The sequence below is a fragment of the Buttiauxella cochleicola genome, assembly GCF_021282435.1.
GTDB lineage: Bacteria > Pseudomonadota > Gammaproteobacteria > Enterobacterales > Enterobacteriaceae > Buttiauxella > Buttiauxella massiliensis.
The window spans coordinates 168,156-188,231 of sequence record NZ_JAJSOT010000007.1 but is presented as its reverse complement, the minus strand read 5'-3'; the positions used below and the strand labels follow the sequence as shown (position 1 = coordinate 188,231).

The 20,076-nt window shown below is 50.9% G+C and carries 17 protein-coding genes and 2 pseudogenes; 14 read left to right on the top strand and 5 right to left on the bottom strand.

What is annotated here, in order from left to right; all coding sequences use genetic code 11:
• The first annotated feature begins 73 nt into the window (after positions 1–73).
• Positions 74–1,414 (top strand): phage tail fiber protein, encoded by a 1,341-nt coding sequence (locus LVQ77_RS16945; protein WP_232905044.1) that lies wholly within the window; start codon positions 74–76, stop codon positions 1,412–1,414.
• Positions 1,415–1,562: 148 nt separating this feature from the next.
• Positions 1,563–1,640 (top strand): annotated as a pseudogene (locus LVQ77_RS16940) (DNA polymerase V subunit UmuD); the annotation flags it as partial.
• On the opposite strand, the pseudogene LVQ77_RS16935 reads toward LVQ77_RS16940, so the two are convergent.
• Both LVQ77_RS16935 and LVQ77_RS16930 read right to left on the bottom strand, forming a co-directional pair.
• Positions 1,626–1,766 (bottom strand): annotated as a pseudogene (locus tag LVQ77_RS16935) (IS3 family transposase); the annotation flags it as partial. The pseudogenes LVQ77_RS16940 and LVQ77_RS16935 sit on opposite strands and share 15 nt — an antisense overlap.
• Before the next feature lie 165 nt (positions 1,767–1,931).
• A complete protein-coding gene (locus LVQ77_RS16930; RefSeq protein ID WP_232905043.1) occupies positions 1,932–2,399 on the bottom strand; it encodes a hypothetical protein in 468 nt (155 codons plus the stop codon).
• A 378-nt stretch (positions 2,400–2,777) separates the two neighbouring features.
• Between LVQ77_RS16930 and lepA the strand changes: the two genes are divergently transcribed.
• The 7 genes from lepA to acpS all read left to right on the top strand — a co-directional run bounded on the left by lepA (position 2,778) and on the right by acpS (position 9,256).
• Positions 2,778–4,577, top strand: coding sequence for a translation elongation factor 4 (gene lepA / locus LVQ77_RS16925; protein ID WP_064513124.1), 1,800 nt, complete (start codon positions 2,778–2,780; stop codon positions 4,575–4,577).
• A gap of 14 nt (positions 4,578–4,591) precedes the next feature.
• Entirely contained in the window at positions 4,592–5,566 is a 975-nt protein-coding gene (gene lepB / locus LVQ77_RS16920) for a signal peptidase I (protein WP_034459309.1), read from the top strand.
• A gap of 170 nt (positions 5,567–5,736) precedes the next feature.
• The gene (gene rnc / locus LVQ77_RS16915; protein WP_151995826.1) at positions 5,737–6,417 is read left to right on the top strand and encodes a ribonuclease III; all 681 of its coding nucleotides are present in this window, start codon (positions 5,737–5,739) and stop codon (positions 6,415–6,417) included.
• Positions 6,417–7,325 carry a GTPase Era gene (gene era, locus LVQ77_RS16910; protein ID WP_064513120.1) on the top strand — a complete coding sequence of 303 codons (909 nt, stop codon included), beginning with the start codon at positions 6,417–6,419 and terminating at the stop codon, positions 7,323–7,325. Before rnc ends, era begins: the two co-directional genes overlap by 1 nt.
• 4 nt (positions 7,326–7,329) lie before the next feature.
• On the top strand, positions 7,330–8,067 hold the full coding sequence (gene recO, locus LVQ77_RS16905) for a DNA repair protein RecO (RefSeq protein WP_034459297.1): 738 nt from the start codon (positions 7,330–7,332) through the stop codon (positions 8,065–8,067).
• A 77-nt stretch (positions 8,068–8,144) separates the two neighbouring features.
• On the top strand, positions 8,145–8,876 hold the full coding sequence (gene pdxJ / locus LVQ77_RS16900) for a pyridoxine 5'-phosphate synthase (RefSeq protein WP_064560354.1): 732 nt from the start codon (positions 8,145–8,147) through the stop codon (positions 8,874–8,876).
• Entirely contained in the window at positions 8,876–9,256 is a 381-nt protein-coding gene (gene acpS, locus LVQ77_RS16895; protein WP_232905042.1) for a holo-ACP synthase, read from the top strand. The genes pdxJ and acpS overlap by 1 nt, the downstream gene beginning before the upstream one ends.
• On the opposite strand, the gene LVQ77_RS16890 is transcribed toward acpS, so the two are convergent.
• A complete protein-coding gene (locus LVQ77_RS16890; protein WP_064513115.1) occupies positions 9,253–9,513 on the bottom strand; it encodes a YfhL family 4Fe-4S dicluster ferredoxin in 261 nt (86 codons plus the stop codon). The genes acpS and LVQ77_RS16890 overlap by 4 nt on opposite strands.
• A 55-nt stretch (positions 9,514–9,568) precedes the next feature.
• Positions 9,569–10,417 (bottom strand): MurR/RpiR family transcriptional regulator, encoded by an 849-nt coding sequence (locus tag LVQ77_RS16885; protein ID WP_232866061.1) that lies wholly within the window; start codon positions 10,415–10,417, stop codon positions 9,569–9,571.
• A 126-nt stretch (positions 10,418–10,543) separates the two neighbouring features.
• Between LVQ77_RS16885 and murQ the strand changes: the two genes are divergently transcribed.
• From murQ to tadA, 4 genes are read left to right on the top strand one after another with little or no spacing between them, the layout of a single operon-like run.
• The gene (murQ, locus tag LVQ77_RS16880) at positions 10,544–11,434 is read left to right on the top strand and encodes an N-acetylmuramic acid 6-phosphate etherase (protein WP_232905041.1); all 891 of its coding nucleotides are present in this window, start codon (positions 10,544–10,546) and stop codon (positions 11,432–11,434) included.
• Positions 11,435–11,446: 12 nt separating this feature from the next.
• The gene (locus LVQ77_RS16875; RefSeq protein WP_232905040.1) at positions 11,447–12,814 is read left to right on the top strand and encodes a PTS transporter subunit EIIC; all 1,368 of its coding nucleotides are present in this window, start codon (positions 11,447–11,449) and stop codon (positions 12,812–12,814) included.
• A 3-nt stretch (positions 12,815–12,817) separates the two neighbouring features.
• A complete protein-coding gene (gene yfhb / locus LVQ77_RS16870; RefSeq protein ID WP_034459281.1) occupies positions 12,818–13,456 on the top strand; it encodes a phosphatidylglycerophosphatase C in 639 nt (212 codons plus the stop codon).
• A 58-nt stretch (positions 13,457–13,514) separates the two neighbouring features.
• Positions 13,515–14,018, top strand: a complete 504-nt coding sequence (gene tadA / locus LVQ77_RS16865) for a tRNA adenosine(34) deaminase TadA (protein WP_232866063.1) — start codon at positions 13,515–13,517, stop codon at positions 14,016–14,018.
• On the opposite strand, the gene mltF is transcribed toward tadA, so the two are convergent.
• Positions 13,903–15,459, bottom strand: coding sequence for a membrane-bound lytic murein transglycosylase MltF (gene mltF, locus LVQ77_RS16860; RefSeq protein ID WP_232905039.1), 1,557 nt, complete (start codon positions 15,457–15,459; stop codon positions 13,903–13,905). The two genes, tadA and mltF, sit on opposite strands and share 116 nt — an antisense overlap.
• A 269-nt stretch (positions 15,460–15,728) precedes the next feature.
• Here mltF and purL point away from each other — a divergent pair, with 269 nt between their 5' ends.
• Positions 15,729–19,616 carry a phosphoribosylformylglycinamidine synthase gene (gene purL, locus LVQ77_RS16855; RefSeq protein WP_232905038.1) on the top strand — a complete coding sequence of 1,296 codons (3,888 nt, stop codon included), beginning with the start codon at positions 15,729–15,731 and terminating at the stop codon, positions 19,614–19,616.
• The last annotated feature ends 460 nt before the right edge of the window (positions 19,617–20,076 follow it).

Sequence of the window (20,076 nt, the reverse complement as noted above, 5' to 3'; positions counted from 1 at the left end):
GCGGCAGTAGGTCGCTCGCACACATTACATATGAATACCCGCTTCGGCGGGTTTTTTATTGTCAGGAGAAAACATGATTTACACAACAGGCACTATTGCAGGCAATGGCAGCACCATCACCGGTACCGGCACAAACTTCACCGCAGCAGGCAGTCTCATTCGCGTTGGCTGCACGCTGATTACCTTCACAAATCCCGTTCAGGTTTTACAGCTCACTGCGGTTACCAGTGCTACTGCGTTATCCGTCACTCCTGCCATCAGCCCTGCAATTGCAGCAGGTACGAAATTTGCCATCCTGCTCAGTGATAGCCTGAGCGTTGACGGGCTGGCGCAGGACATTGCTGAGACGTTCGGCATGTATCAGAAGTATATGAGCGGATTTGCGGATGTCATGAATGGTACCGGGAATGTGACGTTCACAATTAATGGTCAACAGGTCACCGTTCCGGGGCAGAAGTCACTCGCGAAGAAGGGGGCTAACAATGACATTACGTCACTATCTGGACTGACAACAGCCCTTAGTGTGGAACAGGGCGGTACTGGCGCAGGAACATCATCGCAGGCACTGCAAAAACTGGGGGCGCTGCCTTTGGCTGGTGGACAAATGACTGGCGTTCTCGATATGGCAGGAATTCCAGGTAATCCGTACACCAAAACAACTGAAGGCCTGGCATCCGTTGGAAGTGTCTGGACCGAAACTGTCATGATTAACGGTACACCGCGTTTTCGATCGGGTGTGACGGGGATCGGCGGAACTATTTCATATCAAATCAGCGGAAGATCGAATGCATCAGATGCTTTTTCAACATTGCTTGATGTGCGACCAGGGCAAATTGTTTACACATCGCAAAATACAACAAAAGCATCGGACGGCACGTTAAAGGCGGCTTCGCCGGTCGTGAGGATCTTCAGTAACGGACGCGCAGAAACCAACGAAGAATCCGATGGGGTCAGGGTCACCCGGCAGGGCATAGGCCTGTATCTGCTCGAAGGGTGCATAGGCCTGAATGCTGACGCAGCGTGGGGCGGTATTGATGGTGGCTTTGATGTACCCAAAGACCGCAATTGCCAGCCACTCGTCTGGCTGGACTATGAAGTCAACCCCGATGGTTCCATTCTCGTGAAAACGTATCACCGTGCATACCCTGACGCGCCCGAGTTTGCCCGCAATTTGATTGGTGTGAAAAATGAGGATGGTTCGTTTACGGAGACCATTAAAAGCGGTGAGCCTGTAGAAATCCCGGCAGACCAGTTCATTTCTGTGCGCGTTGAGATGCCTGAAGGGAGTATCTATAACCAGAAGCAACTTGCCGCTGAAAAAGCGATGGAAGAAGCCCAGCGAATTGCTGCGGAAGAAGCAGCCCGCAAAGCGGCTGAGGAAGCACAAACTGATTTGGAGCAACCACAAGGATAAAAATTTACACAACGCGTAATCCCTTCATCAGTAAAGCCCTTTAATCCCGCTCGCTCATAACATCGCCAGCCCACATTGCCGGTTCGCTTGATCAGATTTAATGATAGATATACTGCATAAATAAACAGTAATTAATTTTGGCTATCATATGAACCTTATCAAACCTGTCCTCCTGCGAGAGATTGTCACCGTTCCGCTATTCAGTGACCTTGTGCAGTGCGGCTTCATCCAGGTTGAGCTCGCGTGCTGCAGCGGCAACACCAATGCGCTCAGCCAGTTTAAGGGCTTCCTGACGGAGTTTAGGTGAGTGCTGCATGCGGATCTTTTTGATGCTTGATGCTGGTTTTGTCATGTGAGTCACCTCTGGTTAAGAGTTTACTTAGTCTCGTGTCCACTATTCGCGGGTAGGATCATTAAGAAAATAACCAGTATTACAAAACAGCCAATTCAATCGCAGGATGACATTATGAAAAAGCCACTTTGCTGGTGGCGATTTCCATAATTAATTATTCTGCCTTCAGGAGCGTAATGGACTAAAAGTCTTTTCGTCACATGCAGAGGTCAGCTCTACGTTTTGACGAGGTATCTTAAACATGTACACACGCATCCCGGTTTTCAAAACCATCTTTTCGAAACGAATCGACCCCTTCGGGCCCACATATAGCAACGACCCGTTTTCCGTTGGAGTCATTAACCCGCTAGCCACAGGCACAACTTTCGGTGATCTGAATTCGATTTTCACAAACATGCCGTGATCGTAAATGTCGATTATGGCCAATGAGTGTTCCCCATCAACCTTCAGCATTGCCTTGCAGTTTTGAAATGTACCGCGAGTTTTAGTATCCGGATCAAAAACGTATTTGGATTCTACGGGGTTTACAACCGGCTTTTCTTCGGTTGTGTTGTTCAGCACAGAGGTAGCTGGTGTTTCAGCGCAGCCGGACAACGCTGAAACGATCAGAAGCGGTAATAACATTCCTTTCATTTGTATCTCCTTTTTAGTCCTGAAATAATATCGACATATAAGGAGATGACTTGAGTTTTTTTTTGAGTTAACTCACAAGTTGCGGTTATCGCGCCTGCTGACAGGCAAATTATTAAATATCTTCGCCAGGAAACTCCAGTTTTATCGCCTCCGCCAGCTCCTGCTTTTACTCATCATGTAACAGAGACCAGACTGATCCTACCCTCTGCGCATATACACTTTAGTTCGAATGGAAAGTATAGAACCCATATGCTGACGAGTAAGCCACTACAGTGTAAGATGCAGGCCAGTCGTTGATGGGGTAGTTACCGTGGAGTGTCCACCGCTGTGTCCATCAAAAAGAATTAATCCGCATAGCGAGCATAAAAAACTATATTTATGAAGAACATAAGAAACTTTTCTATTATTGCCCACATCGACCACGGCAAATCGACGCTGTCTGACCGTATTATCCAAATTTGCGGCGGCTTGTCCGACCGTGAAATGGAAGCCCAGGTTCTTGACTCCATGGATCTGGAGCGTGAACGTGGTATTACCATCAAAGCGCAAAGCGTTACGCTGGATTACAAAGCATCTGATGGTGAAACTTACCACCTGAATTTCATCGACACCCCAGGCCACGTTGACTTCTCTTATGAAGTATCCCGCTCCCTTGCAGCCTGTGAAGGTGCATTGCTGGTGGTGGATGCCGGGCAGGGTGTAGAAGCTCAGACTCTGGCAAACTGCTATACCGCGATGGAAATGGATCTGGAAGTGGTTCCAGTTCTAAACAAAATTGACCTGCCAGCAGCTGATCCTGAACGTGCTGCGCAAGAAATTGAAGACATCGTCGGCATCGACGCCGCCGATGCTGTGCGCTGCTCTGCAAAAACTGGTTTTGGTGTGACGGATGTTCTTGAACGTCTGGTGCGTGATATCCCAGGCCCTGAAGGTGATCCGGAAGCGCCATTGCAGGCACTGATCATTGACTCATGGTTCGATAACTATCTTGGCGTTGTTTCTCTGGTGCGTATCAAAAACGGTACCATGAGAAAAGGCGACAAAATCAAAGTAATGAGTACTGGCCAGGTTTATAACGCTGACCGCCTGGGCATTTTCACACCGAAACGTGTTGATCGTGATGTTCTGGGCTGTGGTGAAGTAGGCTGGTTGGTTTGTGCAATCAAAGACATTCTCGGCGCACCGGTCGGCGATACCCTGACCCTTTCGCGTAACCCGGCAGATAAAGCGCTGCCAGGCTTTAAAAAAGTGAAGCCGCAGGTTTATGCAGGTCTGTTCCCGGTTAGCTCAGACGATTACGAAAACTTCCGTGATGCGCTTGGCAAGCTTAGCCTGAACGATGCTTCCCTGTTCTATGAACCAGAAAGCTCCACTGCGTTGGGCTTTGGTTTCCGCTGTGGCTTCCTGGGTCTGCTGCACATGGAAATCATTCAGGAGCGTCTGGAGCGTGAATACGATCTTGATCTGATTACCACTGCACCTACCGTAGTTTACGAAGTCGAAACCACGACCGGCGAAACTATCTATGTTGATAGCCCATCTAAACTGCCAGCACTGAATAACATCGCAGAGCTGCGCGAGCCAATTGCAGAATGTCATATGCTGATGCCGCAGGAATATCTGGGCAGCGTTATCACTCTGTGTATCGAAAAACGCGGTGTGCAGACCAACATGGTTTACCACGGTAACCAGGTTGCATTGACTTACGAAATTCCAATGGCTGAAGTGGTTCTCGACTTCTTCGACCGTCTGAAATCAACATCCCGCGGCTATGCTTCTCTGGATTACAACTTCAAACGCTTCCAGACTTCTGACATGGTGCGTGTTGATGTACTGATTAACGGCGATCGTGTGGATGCCCTGGCATTGATCACGCACCGTGGTAACTCGCAGTTCCGTGGCCGTCAGTTGGTTGAGAAGATGCAAGAGCTGATCCCACGCCAGCAATTTGATATTGCGATTCAGGCGGCTATTGGCGCACATATCATCGCGCGTTCTACTGTTAAACAGTTGCGTAAAAACGTATTGGCAAAATGCTACGGCGGTGACGTCAGCCGTAAGAAAAAGCTGTTGCAGAAACAGAAAGACGGTAAGAAGCGTATGAAGCAAGTCGGTAACGTCGAATTGCCTCAGGAAGCGTTCCTCGCCATTCTGCACGTCGGCAAAGACAGCAAATAAATTAAGGAGTTGGCATGGCGAATATGTTTGCGCTAATCCTCGTGATAGCGACGCTGGTAACAGGCCTTTTATGGTGTATTGATAAATTTATCTTTGCGCCAAAGCGTCATGAAAAACAGGCGGCAGCGCAAGCTGCCACTGGTGATGCACTTGATAGCAAAACGCTAAAAAAAGTCGCACCTAAGCCAGGTTGGTTAGAAACGGGGGCATCCGTATTCCCGGTGCTCGCTATTGTCTTGATCGTACGTTCATTTATTTATGAGCCATTCCAGATTCCATCAGGATCAATGATGCCAACGTTATTAATTGGCGACTTTATCCTGGTGGAGAAATTTGCTTACGGTATTAAAGATCCGATTTACCAGAAAACGCTCATAGAAACGGGTCACCCAAAACGCGGTGATATTGTGGTGTTCAAATATCCACAAGATCCACGTCTGGATTACATCAAGCGTGCCGTTGGTTTACCGGGCGATCGTGTCAGTTACGATCCAGTGGCAAAAGAAGTCACTATTCAGCCAAATTGCAGTTCAGGTCAGGCATGTGATAACGCTCTGCCAATTACCTACAGCAATGTAGAGCCAAGTGATTTTGTGCAGACTTTTGCGCGTCGTAATGGCAGTGAAGCTAATTCTGGTTTCTTCCAGTTGCCGCTGAATCAGACTAAAGAAGACGGGATTCGCCTGTCTGAGCGCAAAGAAACACTGGGTGATGTAACTCACCGTATTTTAACTGTGCCAATCGCTCAAGACCAACTGGGTATGTATTACCAGCAACCGGGCCAGCAACTTGCTACGTGGATTGTGCCACCGGGCCATTATTTCATGATGGGTGATAACCGCGATAACAGCGCTGATAGCCGTTATTGGGGCTTTGTTCCTGAGGCAAATCTGGTAGGTAAAGCAACCACTATCTGGATGAGTTTTGAGAAACAAGAGGGTGAATGGCCAACGGGTGTTCGCTTAAGTCGTATTGGCGGAATTCATTGATCAATTAAATCCATTCAGATAACGACTTTCTATGTCGTTATCTATAGAATATCCCCCCGTATTAAGGTTGGCTCCCATAAGGGAGCCACGGCAAACGAAACAGCGTTGGTTCTCTTTTTCAGGTCTGTTCCGTGTGCTGAATAATTGACGCATTCATTAATTGGTATCGCATGAACCCCATCGTAATTAATAGGCTGCAGCGTAAGCTGGGCTACACTTTTGTACATCAGGATCTGTTGCAGCAGGCATTAACGCATCGCAGTGCCAGCAGCAAGCACAATGAGCGTCTGGAATTTCTGGGTGACTCCATTCTTAGCTACGTTATTGCAAACGCGCTTTACCATCGTTTCCCTCGTGTAGACGAAGGTGATATGAGTCGTATGCGTGCAACGCTTGTTCGTGGAAATACACTGGCAGAAATTGCCCGTGAATTTGAATTAGGCGAATGTCTGCGCCTTGGGCCGGGTGAGTTGAAAAGTGGTGGTTTCCGCCGCGAATCTATTCTGGCCGATACCGTCGAAGCCTTAATTGGTGGTGTTTTCCTCGACAGCGATATCCAGAATGTTGAGCGTTTAATTCTTTCCTGGTATCAATCTCGTCTGGATGAAATTAGCCCAGGCGATAAGCAAAAAGACCCTAAGACGCGTCTGCAAGAATATTTGCAGGGTCGCCACTTGCCACTGCCAGCTTATTTGGTCGTACAGGTTCGTGGTGAAGCGCACGATCAGGAATTTACCATTCACTGTCAGGTGAGTGGCCTGCCTGAGCCGGTGATTGGTACCGGTTCAAGCCGCCGTAAAGCGGAACAGGCTGCAGCTGAGCAGGCGCTTATCAAGCTGGAGCTGGAATAATGAGCGAAGAACAAACCTTTTGCGGATTCGTGGCCATCGTTGGTCGCCCGAATGTCGGCAAATCCACGCTGCTAAACCAGTTGCTTGGGCAAAAAATCTCTATCACTTCCCGTAAAGCGCAGACGACTCGTCACCGCATTATGGGCATCCATACTGAAGGCCCGTATCAGGCGATCTACGTTGATACCCCGGGGCTGCATATGGAAGAAAAGCGCGCCATCAACCGCCTGATGAACAAAGCTGCCAGCAGCTCCATCGGTGACGTTGAACTGGTTATCTTCGTGGTTGAAGGCACTAAGTGGACCGCCGACGATGAGATGGTGCTCAACAAACTGCGTGACGCGCGCGCGCCGGTAATTCTTGCGGTGAACAAAGTCGATAACGTTCAGGACAAAGGTATTCTGTTGCCGCACCTGCAATTCCTCGGCAGCCAGATGAACTTCCTTGATATCGTGCCTATTTCTGCGGAACACGGTATGAACGTAGACACCATTGCAAGCATTGTTCGCAAGCGTCTACCAGAAGCAATTCATCACTTCCCGGAAGAATACATCACTGACCGTTCACAGCGTTTCATGGCGTCTGAGATCATCCGTGAAAAACTGATGCGTTTCCTGGGCGCGGAACTGCCATATTCCGTTACTGTTGAAATTGAACAGTTTGTAGAGAATGCTCGTGGTGGTTTCGACATCAATGGCCTGATTCTGGTTGAACGTGAAGGCCAGAAGAAGATGGTTATTGGCAATAAAGGCGCCAAAATCAAAACCATCGGTATCGAAGCGCGTAAAGACATGGAAGAGATGTTTGAAGCCAAAATCCACCTTGAACTGTGGGTTAAGGTGAAATCCGGTTGGGCAGACGACGAGCGCGCGCTGCGTAGCCTGGGTTATACCGACGATCTGAAATAAGAAAATGGAAGGCTGGCAACGGGCTTTTGTCCTGCATAGTCGCCCCTGGAGCGAAACCAGCCTTCTACTTGATCTTTTTTCTGAAGAGTCCGGGCGCGTTCGTTTAATTGCGAAAGGCGCTCGTTCTCGCCGCTCTAATCTCAAAGGGACTTTACAACCCTTTACCCCCTTGCTGGTTCGCTGGGGCGGGCGCGGAGAAGTTAAAACACTCCGTAGCGCCGAAGCTGTCTCGCTTGCACTTCCCCTAAGTGGCATCACGCTTTACAGCGGCCTGTACGTCAACGAGCTGATTTCACGCGTGCTGGAAGACGAAACCCGTTTCTCCGAATTATTCTTCGATTATCTCCACTGTATTCAGGCTCTCGCTGGAACGAGCGGTTCACCCGAACCCGCTTTACGCCGTTTTGAATTAGCTCTGCTTGGGCATCTGGGTTATGGCGTGGATTTTTTGCATTGCGCAGGAAGCGGCGAAGAAGTCAGCGATACCATGACCTATCGATACCGTGAAGAAAAAGGCTTTATCGCAAGCCTTGTTGTCGATCATTACAGCTTCACCGGACATGAATTAAGAGCGCTTGCTAACCGTGAGTTTCCTGACGTCGCCACGTTGCGCGCGGCTAAACGTTTTACGCGTATGGCCTTAAAACCCTATCTTGGCGGCAAACCTCTCAAAAGCCGCGAATTGTTCCGCCAGTTTGTGCCCAAAATTCGACCACTCAAATCACCTCAAGACCCGCAATAACGCAAGGCCCGTAGCCACGCTTTCCTTACCCGGTGTAAACTGCCTCAACTAAAACCGTTCTGACCTCGAGGATTGTCATGGCTGAATTACTGTTAGGCGTCAATATCGATCACATCGCAACTTTACGTAATGCGCGCGGTACGGCATACCCAGACCCAGTACAAGCAGCATTTATCTGTGAACAAGCTGGTGCTGATGGCATTACGGTTCACTTGCGTGAAGATCGCCGCCATATCACCGACCGTGATGTTCGTATCCTGCGTCAGACTCTTGATACACGCATGAACCTTGAAATGGCTGTAACCGAAGAGATGATTGGTATTGCTTGCGAAACCAAACCTCATTTCTGCTGCCTGGTGCCGGAAAAACGCCAGGAAGTGACCACTGAAGGTGGTCTGGATGTTGCTGGTCAGCTGGATAAAATGCGTGATGCCTGCAAACGCCTGGCTGATGCCGGTATTCTGGTTTCCCTGTTTATTGATGCTGACCACGCGCAAATTGATGCCGCTGTCGCTGTTGGTGCGCCATATATCGAAATTCATACTGGTTGCTACGCAGATGCAAAAGACGAAGCGACTCAGGCCAAAGAACTGGCGCGCATTGCGGAAGCGGCAACGTACGCCGCTGGTAAAGGGCTGAAAGTGAATGCGGGGCACGGTTTGACTTATCACAATGTGAAAGCCATTGCTCGCCTTCCAGAAATGCATGAGCTGAATATTGGTCACGCGATTATTGGCCGTGCGGTGATGAGTGGCCTGAAAGAGGCAGTGGCAGAAATGAAACGCCTGATGCAGGAAGCGCGTAGCTAATGGCGATTCTTGGCCTGGGCACCGATATTGTGGAGATTTCGCGTATTGAAGGCGTTATCTCGCGTTCGGGAGACCGACTGGCAAAGCGTGTACTCAGTGCCAACGAATGGCTGCAATATCAGGCGCACCAGCAACCGGTGCGCTTTCTTGCAAAACGTTTTGCAGTAAAAGAAGCGGCGGCGAAGGCGTTTGGAACGGGTATTCGCAACGGCCTGGCGTTTAACCAGTTTGAAGTGTTTAACGATCCGTTGGGTAAACCGCAATTACGTTTTTGGGAAGAGGCCGAGCGAGTCGCGCAAAAATTAGGTGTGCGTTCAGTGCATGTGACGCTTGCTGATGAGCGCCACTATGCCTGCGCAACAGTCATTATTGAGAGCTAAAGCTTGTCGGCGTGATGCAACTGGACAAATTTATCCCACAGTTGCTCTTCGTTCTCAATGCGAGCCGGATCTTTGATGATGGTATTCGGGATCGGGCAGACTTTCTGGCAGGTTGGCGTTTCGTAATGCCCAACGCACTCGGTACAACGATCGGCGTTGATCTCATAAATACTATCGCCCATGGAAATGGCCTCGTTCGGGCACTCCGGCTCGCACATATCGCAGTTGATACATTTTTTAGTGATAAGTAGCGCCATGGGAAGATCTCGATAACATCAGAAACTGGGCGGGCATTATACGCCCAATCCCCGATCAAACCAGTTTTTTTACCAGTGCTTCACTGTGCCGAATACGCTTCGGTGCGTGCTCCAAATCCCTCTGTACCAGCGCCATAAACAGTAAATCGGTTAACATCATCTGCGCGCTGGTGGAGGATATTGCTGCACTGCGTGTCGCCTGCTCTTCGGCGATGGTGTACAGACACAGCGTCGCGCGCTGCTGTAAAGCATTTGGCGTAAAGCCTGTGATGGCGAGGATCTTCGCGCCGGTGCGCAGGGTTTCATCTGCCGCGAGGTTTATCTCACGCCGTTCACCAGAATAAGAAATCGCCAGTAATACATCGTCACTGCTTGAGGCTTGTGCCGTCGCAAGTAGCGCATGCATGTCTTGCTCTGCCACTGCATTAATCCCGATTTTCATCAGCTTCCAGGCAAAGTTTTTGGCAACCAGCCCTGATGCACCGATGCCAACCAGCAGCACGCGTCGCGCATCGCGCAGCATATTCACGCTCGCCAGTAGCTTTTCTTCGCTGTTGACATCAAGTGTTGCGTGCATCGCTGCCATATTATCTTTGATCAGTTTCTCGCCCACCAGCCGCAGCGGATCGTCTCCAAGAATAAGATTATGTACCGCGACTGATTGTGGTTGCTGGCCGCTGGCCATCGCTTCACTGATAGCAAGTTTGAGGGCAGGGAAGCCTTTGAACCCCAGTTTTTGGGAGAACTTCACCACGCTTGACTGGCTCACACCGGCTTCAGTAGCAAGCTGCTGAGAACTTAAATGGCGGGCGTAGTCGGGCTTTTCGAGCAGAAAGTCGGCCAGTTTACGGTCACTCTGTGCAAGCGTTGAGTAGCGGCTTCGGATACGCAGTAAACAGTTCATGTCCTCTCCAGTCTGCCGGGTCAATAATGTGAGCCGCTCCATAATAACGTAAATTACGCTCGCCTGAATGAATTTTATATTCCATTATGTTGGAACATTAAGGAATTAAATATTCAAAGGTGCATGATGAATCTCGGCTCACTCGTTTCTGAAACTCGTAATCCACAAACAATGGATCTCGATTGCCTCTCAACACTCGAAATGGTCGAGCGTTTTAATCAACAAGACGCTCTGGTGGCGGGGGCAGTTGAAAAAACATTGCCGGAAGTTGCCCTTGCCGTCGATGCCGCAAGTGAATCACTCAAGGCGGGCGGGCGTTTGATTTATATGGGCGCGGGAACCAGCGGGCGCCTTGGGGTTCTGGATGCCTCCGAATGTCCACCAACGTTTGGTGTTCCGCACGGTTTGGTCATTGGCTTAATTGCGGGTGGCCCAGGGGCATTGCTGAAAGCCGTCGAAGGTGCCGAAGATAACCAGCAATTGGGTGAAGACGATCTGAAAGCATTAGACCTGACGGTTAACGATATGGTGGTTGGGCTTGCAGCGTCCGGCCGCACGCCCTATGTGATTGGCGGCCTGCGTTATGCGCGTAACCTTGGTTGCCGTACTGCCGCCATTTCCTGTAACCCGGGTTCCGCTATTGCGCTGGAAGCTGAAATTGCTATTTCTCCGGTCGTCGGCCCGGAAGCGTTGACCGGTTCTACTCGTCTGAAATCGGGCACTGCGCAGAAGCTCGTATTGAATATGATTTCCACTGGCGCGATGGTCAAATTAGGGAAGGTTTACCAGAACCTGATGGTGGATATGAAAGCCACCAATATCAAGCTGGTGGACCGCGCCTGCCGTATTGTTGTTGAGGCTACTGGTGCTGCTCGTATCGATGCCGAAAACGCACTCAAACAAACTGATTATGAAGTAAAACCCGCCATTCTTATGATACTCACCGGCGTGGATGCTCAAACCGCGCAAGTGCGCCTGGCTGATAGCCACGGTTATCTCCGCTCCGCCTTAAAATAAAGGTACTGAATCATGGATAAGACAGCGGCTCTGGCCAGTGAGATTTTGCTCGGCATCGGTGGGCAGGCAAACATCGCCCGTCTCGAAAACTGCATGACCCGCGTGCGGGTAGAAGTGAATGACGATGACCTGCTGGATATTGCTGGTCTGAAAAAACTGCCAGGTGTCAGCGGTTATGTGAAACAGGGCCAGCAGCATCAGCTGATTGTCGGGCCAGGGCGTGCCGCACAAGTAGTGGATGCCATGCGCGAGCTGCTGCAAAGCAGCGGGCAGGTCATCACAGCAGAAGATGATATTGCGTTGAATAAGGCTCAAGCCAAAGCGCGTTACCAGGCGCCGATGAGCGAAGCGCTGCGTAAACTGGCTAATGTCTTTATTCCATTGATTCCAGCTTTTATTGCATCGGGTCTGATTACTGGAATTATCAACATTCTGAAGCGCCCGGATATTGTTGGCGACATGGCCACCCAGTACCCGAACATTCTCGGCTTACTCGCCATCTTCGGTAGCGCCGTGTTTGCTATCATGAATATTCTGGTGGGCGTCAACGCGGCCAAAGTATTCGGCGGTTCGATGGCGATGGGTGGCGTGATGGCGGGGATACTTTCCAGCCCGCAACTCGCGCAAATCCATCTGTTTGGTGAAAACCTCCAGCCTGGCCGCGGCGGCGTTATCGCCGTGTTGCTGGTGGTAGCGTTGATGTGCTGGATTGAAAAACGCTTACGCAAGTTGTTGCCCGGTTCAATTGAGCTGATCCTCAACCCGCTCCTGACGACTTTGATTACCGCTTCGATTGCTATTGTTGCTTTGCAACCGTTGGGTGGCCTGATTTCTGATGCGATTGCTCACGGCGCCACAATGGCAATCGACAAAGGTGGTCTGGTGGTTGGCGCGGTGCTTTCCGGCGCATTCTTGCCATTGGTGCTTTCGGGTTTGCATCAGGGGCTGGTGCCGATTCACGTTGAGCTTATCCAGACTCACGGGCAGAACGCCTTACTGCCAATTCTGGCGATGGCTGGGGTTGGGCAAGTTGGCGCTGCGCTTGCGGTCTACATGAAAACCCGCAATCAGCGGCTGAAAAAACTTATCAAAGGGGCATTGCCAGTCGGGCTGCTCGGTATTGGTGAACCGCTGATTTTCGGGGTGACTTTGCCGCTTGGTAAACCGTTTATTGGCGCGTGTTTGGGTGGTGCGGTTGGCGGGGCATTAATTAGCTACTGGAAAGTGGCGACGGTTATTACATTTGGCATTTCAGGTTTACCACTGGCATTAACCATTGTTACCGGAAAAGTGATGCTCTATCTGTTAGGCTTTCTGATAGCGGTTATCGCAGGGTTCTTATTTACGTGGTTTATGGGCTTTAACGATCCAGAGGAGTAACGTTTGACAACTCAGAGTGAGCGTCGGGTAGTATTTTTCGATTTAGATGGCACGCTTCATCAGCAGGATATGTTTGGCAGCTTCTTGCGCTTCCTGCTGCGTCATCAGCCTCTCAATCTGTTACTTGTCATTCCGCTTTTGCCGGTGATAGGTGGCGCGTTGCTGATTAAAGGACGTGCTGCTCGCTGGCCAATGAGCCTGTTACTGTGGGGGGCGACCTTTGGTCATAGCGAAACGCGCCTCAAGCAGTTGGAAGCAAACTTCGTCACCTGGTTCCGTGGGCAAGTTACAGCTTTTCCTGTTGTGCAGCAGCGTCTTACCGATTACCTGACAAGCTCAGATGCTGATGTCTGGCTGATTACTGGCTCACCGCAACCGCTGGTGCAGCAGGTGTATTTCGATACTCCCTGGTTACCGAAAGTGAAGCTGATTGCCAGCCAAATCAAGCGTTCCCACGGTGGGTGGGTGCTCACATTACGTTGCCTTGGGCATGAAAAAGTCTCACAGCTGGAACAGCAAATCGGCACACCTTTGCAACTCTACAGCGGTTACAGCGACAGCAACCAGGATAACCCTCTGCTCTATTTTTGCCAGCACCGCTGGCGGGTTACGCCGCAAGGTCAGTTACAGCAGCTCGAATAATTCCGTCTGGCATAACGACTGTGTATAATGCGCGCCCGAATATAGGCCGGAGAATCCCTTGTCAGAAAGCGAATTGAACCACGAACACTGGATGCGCCATGCGCTAACCCTTGCCCGCCGTGCGTGGGAAGAAGGTGAAGTTCCTGTCGGTGCAGTGCTGGTCCATAACAACCTGGTGATTGGTGAAGGTTGGAACCGCTCTATCGGGCGACACGATCCGACAGCCCATGCTGAAATTATGGCGTTGCGTCAGGGCGGTTTGGTGCTGCAAAACTACCGACTGCTGGAAACAACACTTTATGTCACCCTCGAACCATGCGTTATGTGTGCAGGTGCGATGGTGCATGGACGTATCGGAAACCTGGTGTTTGGTGCGCGTGATGCTAAGACCGGAGCAATTGGTTCTCTGATGGACGTGGTAGGGCACCCTGGTATGAATCACCAGGTTATGGTGACTGAGGGCGTACTGGCAGAAGAGTGCTCGGCAATGTTAAGTGATTTTTTTCGAGCCCGCCGTCTGGAGAAAAAGGCCCTAAAGGAAAAGGCCCGTAGCTCGGAGTAGCTAGTTCTACAGGAGCTACTGCCGGGTAAGCTTCGGCATATTTTTCTTCTTGCGCCACCTGTTTCTCTTTTTCAAGCAAATATCCCGCAAGGCTAATGTGATACTTACGGATATTTTCTACATAGGCGTACGCTTCATGACCACGGGCGTAGCCATAAGTCGTTTTGCTGTAATACTGTTTTTGGCTCAGTAGCGGCAGACGAGTTTTGACATCCGCCCAACTGTCCGGGTTACCTTTCTGCTTCGCCGTAAGCTGACGGGCATCAAGCATATGCGCATACCCCATATTATATGCCGTCAGAGCAAACCAAATACGCTCCTCCTCTGGTACGCTATCGGGCACTTTTGACATCATATCTTTCAGATAACGACTCCCACCTTCAATGCTTTGCTCTGGGTCTAAGCGGTCAGTAACACCGAGACTTTGCGCGGTATTTTTGGTCAGCATCATGAGCCCGCGCACGCCAGTTGGTGAGGTGGCCTGATCATCCCAGTGCGATTCCTGATACGAAATCGCCGCCAGCAAACGCCAGTCTATTTCAGTGGCATATTTTTCGAATAACGGCTGAAGCGTTGGTAGCACGGTATCAACCGCTTTGAGGAAGGTACGTGTATCTACGTAGTCAAAATCCCCAACGTGACCGAGATATTTCTCTTCAAGACGCGCAAAGGTGCCATCGCTATTGAGGCGGTTATAGAAATCGAGTAGCGCCGCGGAAAGGCTATCATCATTATCTAACGCGCTAAACCAGGTGACCGGCTGCTCGTCGGTCACATCCAGAGCGACAGCAAGCTGTGGATGGACGCGTTGGAAGGTGCTGATGGCAACAGAGTCCGCAATGGTAAAGGCAATCTCTCCATCAACCACTTTTTGCATCAGTTCAGTGCTGCTGTGTTGTTCATCGACTCGCCAGCTTAAATCCGGGAATTTTTCTGCTTTCAGCTTGTTCAAAGCATTAAGTGAAGTTACGCCAGGCGACAGTACCAGTTGGTTATCTTTGACACCTGCCAGCGTTTTGGGGCGTGGGCTGCCGATGCGATAAACCATCTGCTGAGAAACTGAATAGTATGCTGGTCCAGCTTGATAACGCTGACCGCGTTGCGCGTTATAGACCAGTCCTGCCGCAATCACATCGGCATCGTTATTGTCAATGTCATTAAACAGTTCCTGGATATTCGGACGAACGGTGACTTCCAGCTTTACGCCAAGGTAGTCAGCAAACTGCTGAGCCAACTCGTAATCGAGGCCTATTTTTTTGCCTTGATAAAGGGTGTAGGTCAGCGGTGACTCAATAGTACTGACGCGTAAAACCCCCCGCGATTGAATAGCGGCGATACGGTTTTCGGCTTGTCCGAACCAGGGTATGGAGGGCCAGAGCGCCACTGCCAGCAACACGGTTACGGCACCGATGAGCAGATAATTAATCTTAAATCTTTTCAAATAGTTAATCTTCTGCGGTGCGTCGAGTCTTCGCTAACAACAGGCTTCAAAAGTTGAGGTTATACAAAAAGGTGTGGCGCATTTTGCTTAACAAAACGCCACTGCGCAACTTATTCAACATTTCTGGCTGAATTTTAAGCAATGAAAAGTAATCCACTTATTTATACGCAAACGGTTTCGTCACGGCGATGGATTATCTATAATGGCGCCCGTTTTCCCCTTGCGCCCACTGAAGCGTCCCCTGGCGTTTCGAAGACGAGAGATCTTTGATGATGGAAATTCTGCGTGGTTCGCCCGCTTTATCGGCATTTCGTATTAACAAGTTACTGGCCCGCTTTAATGACGCCAACCTTCCGGTCAGCGACATTTATGCCGAGTATGTTCACTTTGCCGATCTCGACGCGCCGTTAACGGCTGAAGAGCACGCCCGTCTGCAACGGTTGTTGAAATATGGTCCAACCCTTGCCGACCACGCCCCGACCGGCGACCTGATTCTGGTCACGCCGCGTCCTGGCACCATCTCACCCTGGTCCTCCAAAGCCACCGACATTGCCCACAACTGCGATCTGGCCAAAGTTAAGCGCCTTGAGCGCGGCGTGGCGTATTACATCACTGCCAGCACGTTGACCGATGCACAGCGCTTGCAAGTTGCCGCGCTGCTACACGACCGCATGATGGAAAGCGTATTTGGTTCGCTTGATGGTGCACAGCAGTTGTTCTCTCATCACACGCCTGCGCCGGTGCAAAGTGTTGACCTGCTCACGCAAGGTCGCGAAGCACTGGTTGAAGCCAACATCCGTTTAGGGCTGGCTTTAGCAGAAGATGAGATCGACTACTTACAGGATGCGTTCACCAAACTGGGGCGCAACCCGAACGACATCGAGCTGTATATGTTCGCGCAGGCCAACTCCGAACATTGCCGCCACAAAATCTTTAACGCCGACTGGGTTATTGACGGCGTTGAACAGCCTAAATCGCTGTTTAAAATGATTAAAAACACCTTCGAGAAAAACCCTGAGTACGTGTTATCAGCTTATAAAGATAACGCCGCAGTCATGGAAGGCTCACAGGTTGGGCGCTTCTTTGCCGACCACGAAGCGGGCCGCTACGACTATCACCAGGAAGATGCTCATATCCTGATGAAAGTCGAAACCCACAACCACCCAACAGCTATTTCTCCATGGCCGGGTGCTGCAACTGGTTCCGGTGGTGAAATCCGTGATGAAGGTGCAACGGGCCGTGGTGCTAAACCGAAAGCGGGTCTGGTAGGTTTCTCGGTATCAAACCTGCGCATTCCAGGTTTTGAACAGCCTTGGGAAGAAGATTTCGGCAAACCCGATCGTATCGTCACCGCGCTGGATATCATGACTGATGGCCCTCTGGGTGGTGCGGCGTTTAACAACGAATTCGGTCGCCCGGCTCTGACTGGCTACTTCCGTACTTACGAAGAGAAAGTGAATAGCCATAACGGCGAAGAGTTACGTGGTTACCACAAGCCAATCATGCTGGCTGGTGGCATCGGTAACATTCGTGCCGACCACGTTCAGAAAGGCGAAATTACCGTGGGCGCGAAACTTATTGTGCTCGGTGGCCCATCAATGAATATTGGTCTGGGTGGCGGTGCTGCATCCTCTATGGCATCCGGTCAATCTGACGCAGATCTGGATTTTGCATCCGTACAGCGTGACAACCCAGAAATGGAACGTCGCTGCCAGGAAGTTATCGACCGTTGCTGGGAACTGGGCGATGCCAACCCAATTCTGTTTATTCACGATGTGGGCGCAGGTGGTCTTTCCAACGCCATGCCTGAACTGGTTAGCGATGGCGGTCGTGGTGGTCGTTTTGAACTGCGCGATATTCTGAACGACGAACCTGGCATGAGCCCGCTGGAAGTGTGGTGTAACGAATCCCAGGAACGTTATGTTCTGGCGGTTGCGCCAGACCAGTTGCCGCTGTTTGACGAACTGTGCCGCCGTGAACGTGCGCCATATGCCGTCATCGGTGAAGCGACTGAAGAAAAACACCTGACGCTTAACGACAGCCATTTCGACAACCAGCCTATTGATATGCCGCTGGACGTGCTGCTCGGTAAAACGCCGAAAATGGAACGTAACGTTGAAACCCTGAAAGCGAAGGGCGACGCGCTGGACACTCGCAACATCACCATCGCAGATGCAGTTAACCGCGTATTGCACTTGCCGACCGTTGCTGAGAAAACCTTCCTTGTGACCATCGGCGACCGTTCCGTTACCGGCATGGTGGCGCGTGATCAGATGGTTGGCCCGTGGCAAATCCCGGTCGCTAACTGTGCGGTCACCACCGCAAGCCTTGATAGCTATTATGGCGAAGCGATGTCGCTTGGCGAACGCGCACCAGTTGCGCTGCTCGACTTCGCAGCATCGGGCCGCCTGGCTGTTGGTGAAGCACTGACCAACATTGCAGCTACGCAAATTGGCGCACTCAATCGCATTAAACTCTCCGCAAACTGGATGTCCGCCGCAGGTCACCCTGGTGAAGACGCTGGTCTTTATGAAGCGGTAAAAGCAGTGGGTGAAGAACTTTGCCCAACGCTTGGCCTGACTATTCCGGTCGGCAAAGATTCGATGTCGATGAAAACTCGCTGGCAGGAGGGCACCGAGCAACGCGAGATGACCTCTCCGCTGTCGCTGGTTATCACCGCGTTTGCCCGTGTTGAAGATGTGCGCCGCACCGTAACGCCACAGCTGCAAACTGAAGATAACGCCCTGTTGCTGATTGATTTGGGCGCGGGCCATAACGCGCTGGGTGCAACGGCGCTGTCTCAGGTTTACCGTCAACTGGGCGACAAACCAGCCGATGTGCGCAGTGCTGAACAACTGAAAGGCTTCTTTAACGCGATTCAGGCGCTGGTGGCCGAACAGAAACTGCTGGCTTACCATGACCGTTCCGACGGCGGTCTGTTGGTTACTCTGGCAGAGATGGCATTTGCTGGTCACTGTGGCATGGAAGCGGATATCGCAACTTTAGGTAGCGACCATCTGGCGGCACTCTTTAATGAAGAGTTAGGTGCAGTAATCCAGGTGAGAGCGGCAGATCGCGAAGCGGTTGAGAAAACACTGGCAGACCACGGCCTGGCAGATTGTGTTCACTTCCTCGGTAAAGCTGTTATGGGTGACCGTTTCACGCTGACCGCTGATAAGCACACGGTGTTTAGCGAAAGCCGCACCACGCTTCGCATGTGGTGGGCAGAAACCACATGGCAGATGCAGCGCCTGCGTGATAACCCAGAATGTGCCGATCAAGAGCATGAAGCGAAAGCCAATGACAACGATCCTGGCCTGAACGTTAAGCTCAGCTTCGACATCAAAGAAGATATCGCGGCACCATTTATCGCTAAAGGTGCTCGTCCGAAAGTTGCCGTACTGCGCGAGCAGGGTGTGAACTCCCACGTTGAAATGGCGGCAGCCTTCCACCGTGCGGGCTTTGATGCCATCGACGTGCACATGAGTGACTTGCTGGCGGGTCGTCGTGGTCTGGAAGATTTCCAGGCGCTGGTGGCATGTGGCGGTTTCTCTTACGGTGACGTGCTGGGCGCGGGTGAAGGTTGGGCGAAGTCCATTCTCTTTAACTCACGTGTCCGTGACGAGTTCGAAACCTTCTTCCACCGTCCACAAACCCTGGCATTGGGCGTATGTAACGGTTGCCAGATGATGTCGAACCTGCGTGAACTGATCCCGGGTAGCGACCTGTGGCCGCGTTTTGTACGTAACCATTCTGATCGCTTTGAAGCGCGTTTCAGCCTGGTTGAAGTCACTTCAAGCCCGTCGCTGCTGTTGCAAGGCATGGTCGGCTCACATATGCCAATCGCGGTTTCACACGGCGAAGGGCATGTGGAAGTGCGCGATGCGGCTCATCTGGCGGCACTGGAAAGCAAAGGTCTGGTGGCACTGCGCTTTATCGATAACTTCGGTAAAGTTACGCAGAATTACCCGGCGAACCCGAACGGTTCACCAAACGGTATCACTGCCGTAACCAACGAAAGCGGGCGTGTCACCATTATGATGCCGCACCCTGAGCGTGTGTTCCGTACTGTTAGCAACTCCTGGCACCCAGCCGAGTGGGGCGAAGATAGCCCGTGGATGCGTATTTTCCGCAATGCGCGTAAGCAGCTTGGTTAAGCCTTAATAGAGTCCCTGCTTCGGCAGGGATTTTTTTGTCACTAAAACCCGACATTCACTATTTTTTACTGTCTCCAAATGGAGACGTTTAACTTGTTGATTTTAAAGGTCTGTGAAGTCGGGCTCTATTGGTGTTGCTAAATAGCGACAGTACGTTCAAAAAATCGCCTATGTTATTCATGTGTGTTATTGCAAATAAACATAATGGAAACATTGATGTATGTAATTTGTAGCAATAGTGGCACATATAATGCATAATACTGCGCAGTGGCTCATTCACCTTCTTATGTCAGCCCCCGCAAGGGTTGTGCTACATAAACCATAGAATGATGCACTCAAGGTGCCTGCCGTCCGACTTTTGATTATTGCCAGTCTTGTACTGCTTTATCATGCTCCGGGCGAAACGTTGAGTAAGGCACCGCCTGATTCCAGAACAAAGGCAGAGATTATTCTCTGCCTT